Source organism: Legionella navarrensis (assembly GCF_052527415.1).
On the sequence record NZ_JBNVZR010000032.1, the window covers coordinates 1 to 15,801 of the forward strand.

The following is a 15,801-nucleotide window of genomic DNA, read 5'->3' on the forward strand; positions in this document are numbered from 1 at the left end:
ACAGGCCACAAGCGTGGAACCATGCCGTGATGACTTCGGCGTCCCGGATTACGGCTAACGCCTAATCCGGGCTACGTGTCCTGAATTAAGGCTGATGGCCTGATGAACTCGCTGCCGTTATTTCCACGGCATCTGGTAAAGGTTCCGGCTTGAAAAACAGAACACTTTTGACAGGCGGCAGGCTATGTGCCCGTTTATCTGTTCTTGCGTAGGCAGGTGTATAACGCATTGAGGGACCTAAATCGCACAGGCCGAGACGTTGCTGCACGGAGGCGTAGGGGCTGGTTGTTTTTATTTCCCATAACAGATAATTCACCAACTCCCGCAGGTCGGGGTCTCTGGCGGCCTCACCATACCTGCTGATGGCGTCATGAGCCCGTTGCTCCCAATGGGCATGAGGATCGCCTGTCTCTTCGGCGCTGACGGGAATGCGTCCTTCAACCAACAGGCCTTCAAGCAGGAGAACCAGCGGCTCCCTGTTGTTGCGCAGGCAGTCGATCAAGGCCTTGAATTTGTTTTTACCCATAGGTTCGCCACGGATAAATAATTGAAAGGGATGCTCAGGGGTCTTTGGGTAATAGCAGATGTACTTCACTGTCTCGTACAGCCGCAAGGCCTCGTGCTGAACCAGTAGCTTATGCCGGCCATACCGTATCCCTGTGCGCGCCTTCTCACATTCCGCTCTCAGGCGCTGGGTAAAGCGACTAATGTCTGGCCATCCGGCGGGGTTGATATGGAGGGTATCTGATAAACAGACAAACGTATACAGCAGGCTCAGCGCCTCGGCTTTTTCTTTTTTTTCACCAAACTCAAGCTCTGTCAGAACCTGTTGTAATGTTTGCCGTAAATAGCGCATTGTCAGCTGACATTTTGTTTCCTCGAGAACCAGAACGTAAGCGCCTGACAGGGCAAACTGACTGCATAATTCAACCTGGTACTTGATAAGCGGGCGCCAGTTACCAGAGGTCATCCTGTTGGGAATAAAGTATTCCTCCATAAAATGACGCATCAGTCTGCTGGTCTCTATCCGCTTAAGGCAGGTGAGCATATCAAAATAATCAAGGGTGCCATGCTGTTTAAACTGTTCATTCACCAGCGGCTCAAGCAAATCAAGGGTCGCCTCGGCTTCTTCGCTGAATTCCTGGAGCTGGCTCAGAACAGACTGGATAAAGGGAAAAAATACCAGCTGATCACAGAGAGCCTGGGCGGCAGCGCGCTTCTGTTCTGTCAGCTCAACAATGGACTCCAGTTTACTGCGAAGCAACATCGCGGACTCAGGTGACGCTGCTTTTCGAAGATCGATAGAAAATGTCACTTTTAGGAAATGATAGTAAGCTGAGCAGCAGGTGACAATGGTGTAGGCGTCCGGCTGCTGACGGGCGTTGATGCTAAAGACATCGCTAAGAAATTTGCGAACCTCGCGACTGGATGGATAATAGTGATAAAAGAGCAGAGCACCCATGAGAATAGTTTTATTTTCTACCGTTTCTGGCCGATCTGCGCCAGGTAAAAAGGGTGCTTTCAGTCGGTCCAGCCCTTCTATCAACTCTTGGAGTTTTGGATAATCCGGCCACTCAAACAGCCCGGCTTTATTTGAGAATATTTCATATATTTTTTGCGTGTTTTCTTTCAGTATCTCGTATAAGGGCAGGGTAAAGAGCATGGAAAATCCGTCATGTTAGAAAATCGATCATTGTCTCACAGAATGATGTTTAAATAAATATCATTTATTATAGTTTGTTGTCTTAAAGACTTTGATCTGGTCTTTATGGACATAAGGCCATCAAAACCTTGTTCTTAATTGCCTGGTTTGCCTGATGAAACGACCCTCATCCCCAACCCTTCTCCCTTAACCAGGGCGAAGGGAGTCTGTTTTGTGCCAGACCGTAGTCCCGATGTTCAATTCTCTCACCGCACCGCTCCCTTGTTCAGGGCTTTGTTAAAAAGCTCAATGTGAGGGAGCAGGGGTTGGCAGGTCAGGGTTAGACAGCGATCCGCGCAGGGTTGTGAGCTTTTCCAGTGCCTCACGTCTGCTGTAGATATTATCCCGGTTTTTTGCAATCGCAAGATTTGCTGTTGCCTGAATGCTGTCCAGGACATAGGTTGCAAACGAATGACGATGCAGGCGCACCCCTCTGTCGCTCAGCAGGGCGATAACCATATCCAGCACCCTCACATTGCAATCTTCCGCTGAACCGATGCTTTCGATCAGTTGATTAAACTGACTGGCATTATTTATACCCAGTTCACCATGACGAAGCCAGCTGAAAAAACCCCTGCCCTTGCCCCTGCGCGCGCCTTCATCGCGTAACCCTCCGCGATGCCAGTTGCGGTAGTTAGTCACAGCTGCTGTGACTGCGTCGCGGAGCGAGTAATCCGGACGGACTTCCATCGAAGCCGCCACCGGCTCGTTTGTCCGTTCCAGATCATCATCAGAATAGTCGTCATCGGCCATAACACGTGGCTGCTGTTGGGCCGGCACAAAACTGGAGTCCAATTGTGCCTCTTCCATCTTATTATTTTGACGCCATTCGTTGATTTGGACAAAAAGGGCCTCATCACCACAACAGGCCGCCTGTCTGGCCGCCATCAGGCTATAGCGGTCGGCCATGGCACGATTCCGATCCCTGTTACTCGCTGTCAGGGTGGGGATCTGTCCATTAAGATGCAGTTCTGCCAGTTTCAGAGACGCAGGAGCCAGGCCCTCGTGAGCCATGATATCCAGCTGCTGCAGGGGACCGATACGCTGCCAGAGTCTTGTCTGATAGCGTTGCAGCAGCGATTGCCTGTCAGCCAGTACAGCACCAGCGAGCTGATTGACTGTGTGGCGGGTTTCATCAAACAAATGATCGGCTGGGAGGCGGAACCCCAGCTGTTGGCAAAGATTCTGCAAACTAACCCATGCCTTGATTTGTAAAGGCCGGCGAATGATCTGAGACGCCTTATAACATGCCGCACTCAAATCATCTTCCAGGACGAATTTTCGTTCCACGAGGTCCTTGATGCTGTCTGCCAGTTGAGAGGATAAGGGAAGGTGGCCCGGTGTCAGCAGGTAGCTTTCAATCTTATTCGCGATTAGCTTCTGTATCTTCTGGGTTTTTTCACTCGGCATGCCTTCAGCAAATACGTTTTGCAGGCGCTGCATATTATCGGGATCCAGACCCTGGTTTTGCTCAGCCAGCTCAGGAGCAAGAAGGGCAGGCAGTACCCGCTCCAGCAAAATATCCTGCATTGTCTGGTATTGATTAGCCTGCCAGGATTCCATGTGGACGGGTTCGTCTGCTAAAAAACCAATGCCTTCGCTAAGCGTTTGCTGTGCAATATCTCGTATTTTCTGCTCATCAACAATCACATCATTCACGGAAGGTGCCACGGTTCTTTGTAACTGTTGAGCGGCAGCGCTGATGTCTATCTGGTCGCTCACCCAGGTGATGGCAGCCCTGGCCTCCTGTTGAAGATCTCTGAAATATTCATCTGGATCATAAGCTTCGATGGGAGCAGTCAGGCAAAAATGAACCAGATTAGCCAGATGTGCTCTGGCGTCTGCGGCGGGCAACAGGGAGGCGCATCGTGTGATTTGTTCACGGACAACGCCGTGCATGCCAACCCATAATTCTCTGGCATCGAAGGGGTGTAGCCGTTTAATGCCGTTTTCCTGAAGCAGGTTGACGCTAAAGGCATAGGCCTGCCAGCAACGGCCCTGATAACCTGAGTAACAGGTCATCCAGTCTACATCCGATGTGGCTCGGGGCAGGTACTCATGAGTATAGGGATCTTTGTCCGAGTTATGCCCTCGTCGGATGGAGAGTACGTCGTTCACCAGGGCATCCTCAGTGCCGGCCAAACGAGCAAAACTGTACAGCATGCCCATCATGTTCTCAAAGGAAATTTCGTAGCTGTAATGCTCATGGGAGCCATAATGCCTCTCACAAGGATCGCGCTTAAACAGTCGCATGACCGTATGCAGGATGGCAATTTCCTGCTGTTTTGAGGACATAAGCATCCCGGAGGCATCACGAATCTGTCCACCCATCTCTTGCTTTTCAGGTATGAACGTGCGTCTGTGCGAGGCGTGCGTTTCAGCATAGCGATGCCCCTCGAGGGTCTCGAGTCGGCTGGCTACGTATTCGACAAAATCAAGGTAGGCTCGGTTAAAATCGCCCTGCGGAAACGCTCTACAGGCATTCTCTGCAATGCGGGATAAAGAGCCCCCCGTATGCATGGAATTTTCTGCATGATTGACGTTAATATTGACTCGAGTAACCTCCGTATTGTCACGCACCCTCTCGGCCTGTCTGATTAAAAAAGCCTCTTCGTAAAAAGCGGGCAGCAGGTAGTCAAATGGGCCGACATGGCTGATGGTGCGATGTGCTTCGCTGTATAAAAAACCGATCTGCTGACGGCTTATCTGGCTTGCGGACTGGAAGGGTAGCCGATGTAAAATATGAGGAAGACGATTCCTGACGTCATCGACAGTGAGAAGGAAACGTAGTTTTTCCATACTCTCATGTTCGACGCATTTATTCAGCACATGATTGAGAAAAGAGAAATCGGAGCTTAGCTTTTCTCTGATTTCAGGCTGGCTTATCAGTAAGCGGAAATCGTTGATATCGCAACGGCTTGTCACTAATAACTCACCAAACGCGGACGGCAGCGTTCCCAAGTGAAGATTCTGACGGTGGCGGTCCACGATTTGCCTGGTTATGGGTAAATCAGGATGATGTTCCAAGGCCTGCGCCAGCAAAGGGAGAGGGGGGATTACGTCAATCAGATACCCAATTCTCTGTTCAAGGACGAGAGATATGACTGGCTTGGAAAAGAGTTGCTCACGCTGCGCTGGGGTTGCCATATCCAAAATGCAAGTCACGACCTCGCGGTATCCGTACCCACGTGACACTAAAGTAAAGAACAGCTTGCTCAGGGTAGATACCCCCGTAGCCTTGTCAAGGCCACAGGATGTCACCAGGCTATCAACAGTATTTATCATATTCAGCACACTTGATGCGTTTATTTTGCACAAATCCTGCATCAGCTGCCGTTTTCCTTCAAGTGCCGCTACAGTAAAAAGCAGGGCGCGCAAGCCCGGTGTACGGTGAAAAAAGTTGTATCCATCAGGATGATCATGGAGAACAAAAAGCAAGTCGTGATTCTTTGTTCTTGCTGCCTGCCATATCAGAGAAAAATCATTGCAGGCTATCATTTCCTGATGGTAAGAATCTGGCAGAGTCACAAAGTAAGCATTGACGAGCTCAATTGAATTACTTTTCACAATATCAGGATTCACCCATCTGGTCAGTACTTGCCTGCTCAGGCTATCGCCTGCCAGTTCTAATATGCGCCCACATAACTCCCTGTTATTTTGGCGAATGGTATACATGAGCATGCGGGCAATGGAATCAGGACTCGATCTAAACCCGTTCTGGATTGCCGGTAATTCAATAAGAAAGGCCAGCATTTCGCTGTCGATCACGAGCGGGTTGCGAGGATTACCAATGGTTGATAATCGCGAACCAGCGTTTTTTAAAATTTCGGGCAGGGAAGGAGCCTCCTTCTCTTCTTCCAGAATAAATCGGAGGATGTCAAGGCTGCCGCTGAGAATGATTCTTTCCAGCATGACATTTAACGAAGGTTTAGGTGACGACTGCCATACATAACGAAAGGCCGACAGGTCGTTTATTTCTGCAAGACGTCCCAGTAACATCACATTACTAATTGAATCATCGAAGCGGCAGAAAAAGACATTTTGCCATGTTGCCCATGACAACGTCCTGGCAATCTGTGAATCATTAAAGTCACGCTCTGTGGAAATTATTGTAATCATAAATAATCTGTTAGACCAAATTAAATTTAATATGTTCTAAATTTTAACATGTTGTCAAGTTGGACTCAAGCGGTGTAATTCGGCTAAGATAGGTATCTCATCGTAACTTCAGGAAAATCAACATGAAAGGACGCATATTAAAGGGAATGATTGTGGCACTGGCGCTTATCCATGTCTCAGTGGTTCAGGCCGGTTCGACAGGCCAGGAGGCTCCCGCCACGACGGAACGTAAAGACTATGCTCCGGCAGGCTGCATGGCCTGTCATCAGTCCGATAACACAGCGGACGATGAGCGTGGCAGCGAATCGGAATAATCTGACCGATGCTGTTCACGCTGTTCACTGCCATCGCGCTGGCCTTCGCACAAATGGACTGTCTGACAGACCATTCCCTGCCGGCCGTCGTTTCCCTGTTAAGCTCCGATGCCATGGGCGGGCGTCTTGCCGGGTCGCCCGGTGAGCAACGGGCTACCGAATATGTAGCGAATACCTTTCGCTGCCTGGGTCTGGAGCCGGCGGGTGATCACGGCAGCTATTTTCAGGAATTTGATGTCCGTGCCGGTGTTTCGCTGGGGCTGAACAACAGGCTGACGCTGCGTACGGCGGATGGTCATGCGCAGGACCTTGATTTAAATCAGGACTGGCGTCCTTTGTCGTTTTCCGATAATCAGCGTTTTGAGAGTCAGGAGCTGATCGTGGCAGGATATGGCATTACCGCACCGGCACTGGGTCGGTTCCCGGCTTATGATTCCTATAAAGGACTGGAGGTCAAGGGAAAGTGGGTATTGGTGTTCCGCTATGCGCCAGAGAACGTCAGTGACGGGCAGCGACGACAGTTGAGTCGTTACAGCTCGCCGCGCCATAAGGCCTTTACTGCCAGAGATCATGGCGCCAGGGGAATCCTGTTTGTCAGCGGCCCGAATTCGCGGGTCAGGCAGGAGTTGATACCTTTGTCACTGGACGCGTCTTTGTCAGGATCCGGCCTCGTGGCCCTGTCGCTGACAGACAAAACGGCAGATGATTTACTTAAAAACACAGGCTATTCCCTAAAGACCTTACAGGACAGACTGGATTTGGGGGAGATGGTTTCCCTGCCGGCTTTAACCGGCATTCGCCTGAACGGTCAGACTGACATCAGACAAAACAGTCGGCGCGCCCGCAACGTGCTGGCCAGACTTCGTGTGGGTAAGTCAGATGCGCCGATGCTGGTTGTCAGCGCGCATGGGGATCATCTCGGGCATGGTGAGCTGAGCGGCTCCAGGGAGCGGGGCACGAACAGGCCGATTCATCCGGGTGCAGACGATAACGCATCCGGCGTGGCGGCGGTTCTGGATGCTGCCGCTCAACTGAGCCGCATGGAAGCAAAGGGGCAGTTATCGGGTAAGCGAGATATTCTTTTTGCTGTCTGGTCGGGTGAGGAGTCCGGCCTGCTGGGATCGGCCTGGTTCGTGAAGCAGTTCATGCGCCAGTCACCGGATAAATCCCTGCGTTCGGCGATTGAAGCCAACCTGAATCTGGATATGGTGGGGCGTTTGCGCCAGCACCTGGTTTTGCAGGGCGTGGGCTCCAGTCCGGCATGGACGGCTTTGCTTGAACAGGCGAATGTCAGACACCATCTGCCCTTGATCACACAGTCCGATCCGTATTTACCCACCGATTCCACCTCGTTTTATCTGCATGGCGTACCGGCACTGAATTTTTTTACCGGATCGCACGATGAATACCACAGTGCCCGTGATACAGCGGATACCCTTAATTACGAGGGTCTGCAACGTATCAGCCTTTTTCTGGTGGATGTGATACGGGCGATGGAAGAAACCGCGCCGGCCATAACCTATCGCAGCGTACCCAAAACCGGCGACAAGGCAGGTCGAGGGTTTCGCGTGTATCTTGGAACCATCCCCGATTACGCCAGCTCCGATCGGTCGGGGGTGGCCCTGTCTGCGGTGACCCGCGATTCCCCGGCTGAGCAGGCAGGTGTTCAGGCGCACGATGTGATCATTGGCCTGGCTGGTAAGAACGTGCGTGATATTTACGATTACAGTTTTGTCCTCAATACGCTGCGCGTTGGCGAATCGGTGACAATGCAGGTGCAGAGAGGGCAGGAGCGTCTGAACCTGACCATTGTACCCAGAGCGAGGGAGTGAGAGCATTTAGGTCAAAACACCCTGATTTGAAATCCCTCGTCGAACCTAAAGTAGGTTGGGCCTTGGCCCAACAAAGAATATCTCACCAAATCCATTGTTGGGCCAAGGCCCAACCTACGGCTTCATGTACATTCATGGCCAATTGACTTGATCTCTCAATACCTGTTTAATTGATCATCACAGTCAAATGGACAGGGCTTTTTATCATGATCATCTCCGCTTGTAAAAACCGCTTTCTTCGTTGCTTTGCGCTATCTACCGTTGTCATTCCCACCTGCCTGGCCTCCGGACACGCCTACCTCGGCAGCACGCTGGGTGCCAGTTTTGCCGAGACAGGTAAGGCTGTGCCTTCTGTTTCCTATTTCAGCAGCACCACCATAACCGATGCCTACCCTCTGCACGATACAGGCACGACCGCGGCTGTCCTCAGTCTGAATGGTGGTTATGAATGGTCTGCTGTGGATCGAATGCCAGCCATAGCCCTGGGACTGGGACTGTACAGTACCCTTGATCATTACAATTATAAGGGGCTTGTGATTGAAACGGCTGAGGGTGACGCCAGTTTCCCCTTATACAACTACCGTTATCATACCAACAGCGCCCGGCTCATGGCTGAACTGCAGCTGTCCTGGGCTTTCACACAGTTTTCTCCTTTCATCAATGCCGGAATCGGTGCGGCATGGAACCGAATGAGTGGATACAGTGAGTCGGCCGTGACCAGCATGGGATACCCACCGCTGCCGGCGTTTCAGTCACATACGGACCGTAACCTTGCCTGGCAGATCGGCCTGGGTGCCAGCCACGACTTTCAGTTCCCTCAGTCCAAATCGGATTTTCCCAGTGAGCGGATATCGCTGGGGTATCGTTACGTGGATCTTGGAACCGCTTCGTTCGGAGGGCGAAATGCTGCCTACCCTTATGCTTTAAACACAGGTACGCTCACCAGTAATGACGTGTACATCGCCTATACCCATTTATTTTAAGGAATGAAATCAGATGGAGAATAAGGAAAAACTTCAGCAGAGATGGTCAAACAGCGTCAGGATGATGGTTGGAGGGGCTTTGCTGTTCCCAATGGCATCGTTTGCTCACCTGATATCCATTGCTGCAACAAAACCGTTCCCAGCCAGTGTTGCAGCCACAGCAAACGTATCGGCCACGTTTACCGTGACTAATATCAGCGCAAAAGCCAGCGTCACTGTTGTGGATCAGAGTAATTTCCAGCCTGGCAGTGGTTTGTCCATCAGCTCGACGACCTGTGGCAGCCCGCTGGGCCCGCAGCAGTCCTGCGTGATTCAGGTGGCATTTGAGGCGCCTTCAACTGGACGAACGGTGACCAGCGCCTTGAAAGAGTGGGCCAGCCCCACAGTCGACGCGGTTCAGTATCCCATTGTGATCAAGGTAACCGACGCTCCGGCTCTGCCAGCGGTTACCATGGAGCCGGTTGACAGCAGCAGACTCTACGCCCTGCGGGATCCGGTTGTCGCAGTAAACGGTGGCAACTGGCTGATCATGAGTGGTTCAACGGGGAATTTTCATAATTTTAACAACATCTTTAATCCAGACATTCAGGTATATAATCCCCTCACAAAAGAACTGCATGCGGTTCCCGTAAGCAGCACCGATCTGGATCCGGCCATCAAAGCCCAGATAAACAGCGCCAGTTCCCAGTCCATTCAGGATGGCAATACCTTATATATCGTGGGTGGTTTTTATACGGCAGATAACATTGCCTGGACGACCTTGAATACCATCACTGCCATCGACATTCCTGGCATGGTCAACGCGGTTATCAATAACCAGACTAATCTGAATCAGTTTGCTCACGTCAGGACAGATATCCCTGAGTTTAAGGTAACCGGTGGTCAGCTGGGTAAAATCGATGACAGGTTTTATCTTGCTTATGGCCAGGATTGTGAAGGGGAAAGCTATTGCACCACACAGACCTACACTAACGCCATTTATAAGTTTGTGACCGATCCAACACTGGCCAGCACCAGTATTGTTGATTCTGTATCGAAACCCGAGATTGGCGACAGTGGCTGGCGTCGTCGTGATTACTCGCTGGCTCCGATTATGTCTGCTGGCGTCGAGTCTCTGTTGGCCATGGCCGGCCCGTTTACGCGCGGCGATGATGCGCAGGTATGGACCAACGGCATTCTGTTCGATTCCAGTCTGCTCAGCAACGATAACTTCATTAACCAGCAGGCCAACCAATATGCCGGTGCGCATTTGTCCATGCACAGCAATGCCGGCATCGACTACGTGGCGACCTTTGCAGGTTTGAGCAACCTGTACTGGTCAACCAGCGGTCTGCAATACGACAATACCACGCCTTTTGGTAATATTCTGGGCCTGATACGGGCTGATGCTCAGGGGAGTGTTCATGAGTATGCCAATTTCAAACCGGTGTGCAGCGGGCAACCCCTGGCAACCTGCCTGTACATGGGAATTGGCTCTGAGTTCCTTCCTGTGTCGGAATACTATGATGGTCGCGGTATTCTGCAGCTGGATCAGCTGCCGGCCAACAGGAAAACACTGGTGGGCTATGTCTATGCGGGTCTGGTATCGTTCCAGCAGGATATCTTTGCTCTGCCTCCACCGCCGAATCCGCCCAATCCACCCAGCCCAAGTCTGGCATCGAATCAGGTGTATGCTATCTATGTTACCCCGTCTCAGCCGGGCAGCGTAAACTGGAAAGACATCACCAATCTGTACCCGGGAAATTAAAGCGCCGAATGATTTAATAATGTACACAAGCAGGTTGAGCCAAGACTCAACCTGCTCCCGCGCCTCAGCTGATAGAGCAACTCCATGAAGCGGGTGCAGCAACGTTTGCTTCAATAGGCTTATGGCCGGCATCAGCGAGAATTTTCACAACCGTATCGAACAGTACTTTGCCGTCAGGGGATTTATTGGTATTAAGCTCATCAAAAATACGGTCCATCAGCTCTCCAGTCACCTCAACAGGAACTTTAAAAAAAATTTTTTCTTTTGAACGCTCTTTTGAACGCTCTTTTTGTATAAAGCCCAACACATCCAGTATGGCATCTCTTTGGGCGCCAAATCTGACGACAGCGCGGCCACCACAACCTTCTGTGATAACGTTTTCATAGGTCAACTCACCTGTACTGGCAAATTTTTCAATCAAAACGGTGATGACATCCGGCAAAACCGGCATAGACGGATTGGCTAATAATTCCCGTTTTTTTGATTCTTTGAAATAAATCCCAATCACGGCTTCGCCGGGTTTGAGCGCAAGCTCAGTATTCAACAGGCTGATACTGCCTTCCGGGAACATTTTTTTTACGGAGTTCTCATCTGATGCCATGGTCAATATCCTATAGGTTAATGGTAAAAACAGGCGCAACGATGCTTAAGAGTCTGTTATCCAGACCATGGATAAGGCATTTGTTGCTGCTCAAGAGTGCAGAGTATTTATTTATAAGTCAATACATGGCTTAGTGATGGGCAAGGCTGCCCCAGTTCGATTTGACCCTACTCCCTTCTCCCTCAAGGGAGAAGGGAGTAGGGAGTTTTCTTTTCTCGACAGGCGATATGAAAACCTGGTTTGGCTGATTGACAGCCAGCAGCCACTGCAATATATTTTTCCTGCATTCTCGACCTTTTGTTGAGACTTAAAGGAGTAATTTACATGATGTTTAAAACGGCCATATCCATGCTTGCAGGAGCTGTCCTGCTGTCTACCGCGGCTGTCGCGGCAAACGATGTTCCAGACCGATGCCCCGATGCCAGCCTCATTAAATCAGTCGGTTTTTATGACGTAGACAAGATGGTTGACAATATGTGGTTTGGGTTTAAGACGGATACCTATGGCACCGAATTTGTGTGGACTTTTGTATTTGGACTGATCGAAGCAGACTCAGCTGACGAAGCGCGTCTCGAAGGCAGCAAGTGGCTGACCAGACTGACAGGAAACCCAGAGCCTGGTGATTTTGACGGTATGTTAGGTTGCGAGTACGATCTGCCCGGTGGACTGGCGGTTGCCATTCTCGATGACGGTCAGAACGCCCGCCATCATTTCCTGTCTTTCCCACGTAAATAATCTTTGTCTTATCTGAGCGTCATCGGGGGGCATGCCCTCGATGACCAATCATCAGTAACAGAGCCGCGACGATACAGAAGCCTCGGGTTCGAGGTTCGGTACACCATTGAGGTATTGATTGCGGATGAGCAGTCTGTTTAACTCTCTGATTAGCCCAGGATCAAGATTCTGATTGCCTCGCAGGATAACGGCCTCCAGGGTATGATTGGTTTCCAGTGCCTGAATTAAGGCATGCAGGCCGCTGTTTTTAACATCGCAAAGCCCGATATCCAGTACTTTTAGTGCGCTGTTTTTTCCCAGAGCATCTGCAACGATAATGAGTTCTCGCTCGCCTATGCTGCACAATTCCAGCGTAAGCCTTTGCAGGGCATGATTACTTTCCAGCATGCTCGCCAGAGCAATGGCTGCCGTTCTGTCAATTGAAGCGCTTGACAGGTCAAGAGATTCCAGTGTTTCGTTGTTGACCAGTGCATCCGCCACCGCTTTGACTCCAGTACCACTGATCTGATTAAAAGCCAGTCTGAATGTTTTCAGGCGGCGGTCAAGCTTCAGCATATCAGCAAGGGCAAGCGCCCCCGCATCACCTAAATCATTGCAGCTGAGCTGAAGTTCAAGCGTAGCCTGTTGACGGACGAGGATGTTGTTTATCAGCGTTCTCAGCTCATCCTGTGCAATGATGTTACCTCGCAGCATCATAACCTCGCTTTGCGACAGAGTCGCCGTGGCGGGGCGGCGGTATTGAGCGATGGGCTTGTGTGTATCTTCGCAGGGCGGACAGAGAGTCGACTCATCCACAACAGTGTCCAGCGAGGTCATCCTTAAGAGAGGTGTATCCTTGTTCGGTGTACGCGAATGGTATAACAATGCGCTGACCAGCAAGGGTCGATAGAAAAAAAGCACGATGAGCTCCTCAAAATGTAAAACGGCTCTGTTGAGCCACAAAGGAATAAAAAATGTCCATCCTGGTTTAATTCCGTCGCTGAGATGGTAATACTTTATGAAAAAAAAACCAATCGATTTCAGGGGCGATAGTCAGCACACCCTAAACCGGCCCAAGGGAGTGATTATGTTTAACGAGGGTACTGGCTGCGATAAGACTGACGCCCGCCATCGCCAGTAAATACCAGGCGGGAGCCGTCATGCTGACCTGCTCAATCAGAACCGTCACCAGCAAAGGGGTTGTACCGCCGAACAGGGCCATACCTAGATTGTAGGAAAAGGCGATGCCACTGTACCGTACGTTCGATGGGCAGTTTTCCACAACCGCTGTCAGGCTGTTGCCCTGATCCATGGAACTGAGAACGGTGGCTGCTGTTAAGGCCAGCATAATAAGGGGCAGGCAGTTGCTCTGCAGCAGGTAAAAAGCAGGAACCACAGTCAGCATAACCGCGCCAGCGGTCAGCAACAGCATCGTTCGACGACTGAGGTAATCACCGCACAGACCCGCCAGTGGAACCAAAAACAGCATGCTGACCAGCAGGGAACTTTGAATAGATAAGGCTACCTTCGCTGAAAAACCGAGATAGTGCTCCATGTAGGTTGGCATAAAAGCAAAAAATACGTAGTAAAAGGTCGAGCTCATGCACGTCAGTCCAAGAATTTTGAGCAATTGCCACGGTGCCTGTCGGAGGGCAGACAGGAAGGGCATCGATTCAATGTGATGACTTTTCTGGAGCTCGGCGTAAACCCGCGTCTCAGCCAGGCGAAAACGAAAATAGATGATCAGCGAACCAGGCAGGCCAATGAAAATAAAGGGCAAACGCCAGGCCCAGTCATGAATGGCTTCTTTGGAAAAACTGGCATTCAGTACCATCAGCACCAGGGTGGCCGATAAAAAACCGAGGTTTGCACCCGTCGCAGCAAAGCTGGTAAAAAAGCCGCGTCGTCCGGCTGGGGCCGATTCGGCAAGGTAAATCATCACACCGCTGTATTCTCCGCCGATGGACAGCCCCTGTATCAGGCGCAACAGAATGAACAAAGCCGGAGACAGCCAGCCAGCCGTTTCCCAGGATGGTATAACGCCGACCAGAAATGTAGACAGGGTAATGATGAGAACAGAGTAACGCAGGGTTTGCGCCCGACCGCGTGTATCACCAAAATAACCAAAAAGAATACCGCCGAGAGGGCGACAGAGAAAACCGACTGCGAAGACAACCAGAGCATCAATACTGCTGCTGGTAGCGGACTGGGGGAAAAATCTGGCGCCGATGATCGGCGCCATAAAGATAAAGAGACCAAAATCAAACCATTCAATGGTATTACCCAGACTGGATAAAAGAATGGTTTTTGTTTTCATTGCAAATTAATCCGCAACCCGGTGGCAATAGGTTTCGCGCACTTTGGGTAAAATCAGTAAGGCAATCAGGATACCGATGGGTAAAATGGCCAGACCAATATAGTAGGCATGCAACGGGTAAACGCGCACATTATTCAACATTTCGCCAGCCCAGAATTTATCCAGAATGAATCCAATAAGAGGCTGGGCAACGGCGATTCCAACCATGTTCAGCATGTTCATGAAACCAAGGCCTGTCGCAACATAATGATTGCTGCATAATTCCTTCGCAACAGAAAAGGCGCATAGAAAACCGGCTGAGAACAGGCCAAAGGCCAGCAGCAGAGAGCCCATCATCCAACCCGACTCGATGGGGGCGTAGATGAACAGAATGGAGGTGAGCAGAGCACCCACCGCACCAAAATACATAGGCGGCTTTCTCAGCCCGATGCGATTGGAGTAGATCCCCCACAAGGGGCTGGCAATCGCCCAGCCCACAAAGACCAGCGAGACATAATTAGCTGCAGCCGATTTGGCAATGTGCATTTTGTACATTAAAAAAGGCACACCCCACAGGCCGCAAAATACCGGTGTTGCCATGTACATCAGGCCGCCGTAGGTGGCAATCAGCCACAGCTGCCTGTTTTTCAGGATTGCAATCAGGCTTGCCCACATGGGTTCGTGCACGGGAGTCGGTTCGTGATGAGTGGCTTTAACCGATCGTGGCGGGTGATCCTTGGCTATCAGAAAAATCAATACGGCCAGCACGATACCGATGATACCCATGATATTCATGCTTTGACGCCAGCCATGATTATCCACCAGCAGGGCCAGAGGGGTTTCTCCGCTGATGGCACCCAGCATGCCTACAGTAACCATCAGCCCGGTCAGCAGTGCAAAACGCTCGGATGGAAACCAGTTGGCGGCCAGTTTCATTGTACCGACGGCAGCAAAGGCAGAACCAAAGCCTATCATCAGACGGGCCATGCTGGCCATAAACAGGCTGTTGGTGACGCCAAAGGCTATGGTGCTGAGCGCACAGACAGCCGTGGCTATGGTTAGCATGCATCTCGGCCCGAAGCGATCCATCATGACGCCACAGGGGAGCTGCATGGGAGAGTAGGAGTAATAGTAAATGCCCGATAAAAAGCCCAGTGTCTGGCTGGTAATGGCGAAGTCACGCATGAGCTCAGCGCCCATTACACTGGGGGAAACCTGCAATAAGGATTCATAAAAATAAAAAACGCAGCCAAGTCCCCATACGATCCAGGGCAGAATTTTTCTACGGAAAATTTGAGATGCACTGCCGTCTGTGGCAAATGAGGGCATAATCTGTGGTACTCCTGAGTGATTTAAAAGCCAAAAAAAATACTAGCAGCTTGCTTTGTAATTGTCCATGGAAAGAACACATTAATTCAGGGCTGTTCCATCTGAATTTGAACGGGGTTAATAAGTTTGCTCCCTTCTCCCTCAAGGGAGAAGGGAGCAATCGC

Annotated in this window: 11 protein-coding genes; 5 read left to right on the forward strand and 6 right to left on the reverse strand. The window is 50.8% G+C overall.

Features of this window, described 5'->3' with window-relative positions; translation table 11 throughout:
* Window positions 1-85: 85 nt before the first annotated feature.
* On the reverse strand, window positions 86-1,663 hold the full coding sequence (locus tag ACQUTA_RS12630; RefSeq protein WP_444988623.1) for a hypothetical protein: 1,578 nt from the start codon (window positions 1,661-1,663) through the stop codon (window positions 86-88).
* Between the two features lie 285 nt (window positions 1,664-1,948).
* Entirely contained in the window at window positions 1,949-5,821 is a 3,873-nt protein-coding gene (locus ACQUTA_RS12635; RefSeq protein ID WP_444988624.1) for a hypothetical protein, read from the reverse strand.
* Between the two features lie 122 nt (window positions 5,822-5,943).
* On the opposite strand from ACQUTA_RS12635, the gene ACQUTA_RS12640 reads away from it, so the two are divergent.
* The 4 genes from ACQUTA_RS12640 to ACQUTA_RS12655 all read left to right on the forward strand — a co-directional run bounded on the left by ACQUTA_RS12640 (window position 5,944) and on the right by ACQUTA_RS12655 (window position 10,697).
* Entirely contained in the window at window positions 5,944-6,135 is a 192-nt protein-coding gene (locus ACQUTA_RS12640; RefSeq protein ID WP_444988625.1) for a hypothetical protein, read from the forward strand.
* Window positions 6,136-6,143: 8 nt separating this feature from the next.
* On the forward strand, window positions 6,144-7,967 hold the full coding sequence (locus ACQUTA_RS12645; RefSeq protein WP_444988626.1) for a M20/M25/M40 family metallo-hydrolase: 1,824 nt from the start codon (window positions 6,144-6,146) through the stop codon (window positions 7,965-7,967).
* A gap of 206 nt (window positions 7,968-8,173) precedes the next feature.
* On the forward strand, window positions 8,174-8,950 hold the full coding sequence (locus tag ACQUTA_RS12650; protein ID WP_444988627.1) for an outer membrane protein: 777 nt from the start codon (window positions 8,174-8,176) through the stop codon (window positions 8,948-8,950).
* A 13-nt stretch (window positions 8,951-8,963) separates the two neighbouring features.
* The gene (locus ACQUTA_RS12655; RefSeq protein WP_444988628.1) at window positions 8,964-10,697 is read left to right on the forward strand and encodes a hypothetical protein; all 1,734 of its coding nucleotides are present in this window, start codon (window positions 8,964-8,966) and stop codon (window positions 10,695-10,697) included.
* A 64-nt stretch (window positions 10,698-10,761) separates the two neighbouring features.
* Here ACQUTA_RS12655 and ACQUTA_RS12660 read toward each other — a convergent pair whose 3' ends face one another.
* Entirely contained in the window at window positions 10,762-11,337 is a 576-nt protein-coding gene (locus ACQUTA_RS12660; RefSeq protein ID WP_444988629.1) for a hypothetical protein, read from the reverse strand.
* Window positions 11,338-11,622: 285 nt separating this feature from the next.
* Here ACQUTA_RS12660 and ACQUTA_RS12665 point away from each other — a divergent pair, with 285 nt between their 5' ends.
* Window positions 11,623-12,033, forward strand: a complete 411-nt coding sequence (locus ACQUTA_RS12665; RefSeq protein ID WP_444988630.1) for a DUF4949 domain-containing protein — start codon at window positions 11,623-11,625, stop codon at window positions 12,031-12,033.
* A gap of 51 nt (window positions 12,034-12,084) precedes the next feature.
* Here the strand turns inward: ACQUTA_RS12665 and ACQUTA_RS12670 are convergent, their stop codons facing one another.
* The 3 genes from ACQUTA_RS12670 to ACQUTA_RS12680 form a co-directional block, all read right to left on the reverse strand.
* Complete coding sequence (locus ACQUTA_RS12670) at window positions 12,085-12,933, reverse strand: leucine-rich repeat domain-containing protein (protein ID WP_444988631.1); 849 nt, start codon at window positions 12,931-12,933, stop codon at window positions 12,085-12,087.
* Between the two features lie 142 nt (window positions 12,934-13,075).
* Complete coding sequence (locus tag ACQUTA_RS12675; protein WP_444988632.1) at window positions 13,076-14,329, reverse strand: MFS transporter; 1,254 nt, start codon at window positions 14,327-14,329, stop codon at window positions 13,076-13,078.
* A gap of 6 nt (window positions 14,330-14,335) precedes the next feature.
* Window positions 14,336-15,637, reverse strand: a complete 1,302-nt coding sequence (locus tag ACQUTA_RS12680) for an MFS transporter (RefSeq protein ID WP_444988633.1) — start codon at window positions 15,635-15,637, stop codon at window positions 14,336-14,338.
* Window positions 15,638-15,801: the final 164 nt, after the last annotated feature.

Bases quoted from the DNA above. Each gene is read 5' to 3' on its own strand.
- ACQUTA_RS12675 (WP_444988632.1), bottom strand. From the start codon at position 14,329: ATGAAAACAAAAACCATTCTTTTATCCAGTCTGGGTAATACCATTGAA.
- ACQUTA_RS12665 (WP_444988630.1), top strand. From the start codon at position 11,623: ATGATGTTTAAAACGGCCATATCCATGCTTGCAGGAGCTGTCCTGCTG.
- ACQUTA_RS12650 (WP_444988627.1), top strand. From the start codon at position 8,174: ATGATCATCTCCGCTTGTAAAAACCGCTTTCTTCGTTGCTTTGCGCTA.
- ACQUTA_RS12640 (WP_444988625.1), top strand. From the start codon at position 5,944: ATGAAAGGACGCATATTAAAGGGAATGATTGTGGCACTGGCGCTTATC.
- ACQUTA_RS12630 (WP_444988623.1), bottom strand. From the start codon at position 1,663: ATGCTCTTTACCCTGCCCTTATACGAGATACTGAAAGAAAACACGCAA.
- ACQUTA_RS12635 (WP_444988624.1), bottom strand. From the start codon at position 5,821: ATGATTACAATAATTTCCACAGAGCGTGACTTTAATGATTCACAGATT.
- ACQUTA_RS12680 (WP_444988633.1), bottom strand. From the start codon at position 15,637: ATGCCCTCATTTGCCACAGACGGCAGTGCATCTCAAATTTTCCGTAGA.
- ACQUTA_RS12645 (WP_444988626.1), top strand. From the start codon at position 6,144: ATGCTGTTCACGCTGTTCACTGCCATCGCGCTGGCCTTCGCACAAATG.
- ACQUTA_RS12655 (WP_444988628.1), top strand. From the start codon at position 8,964: ATGGAGAATAAGGAAAAACTTCAGCAGAGATGGTCAAACAGCGTCAGG.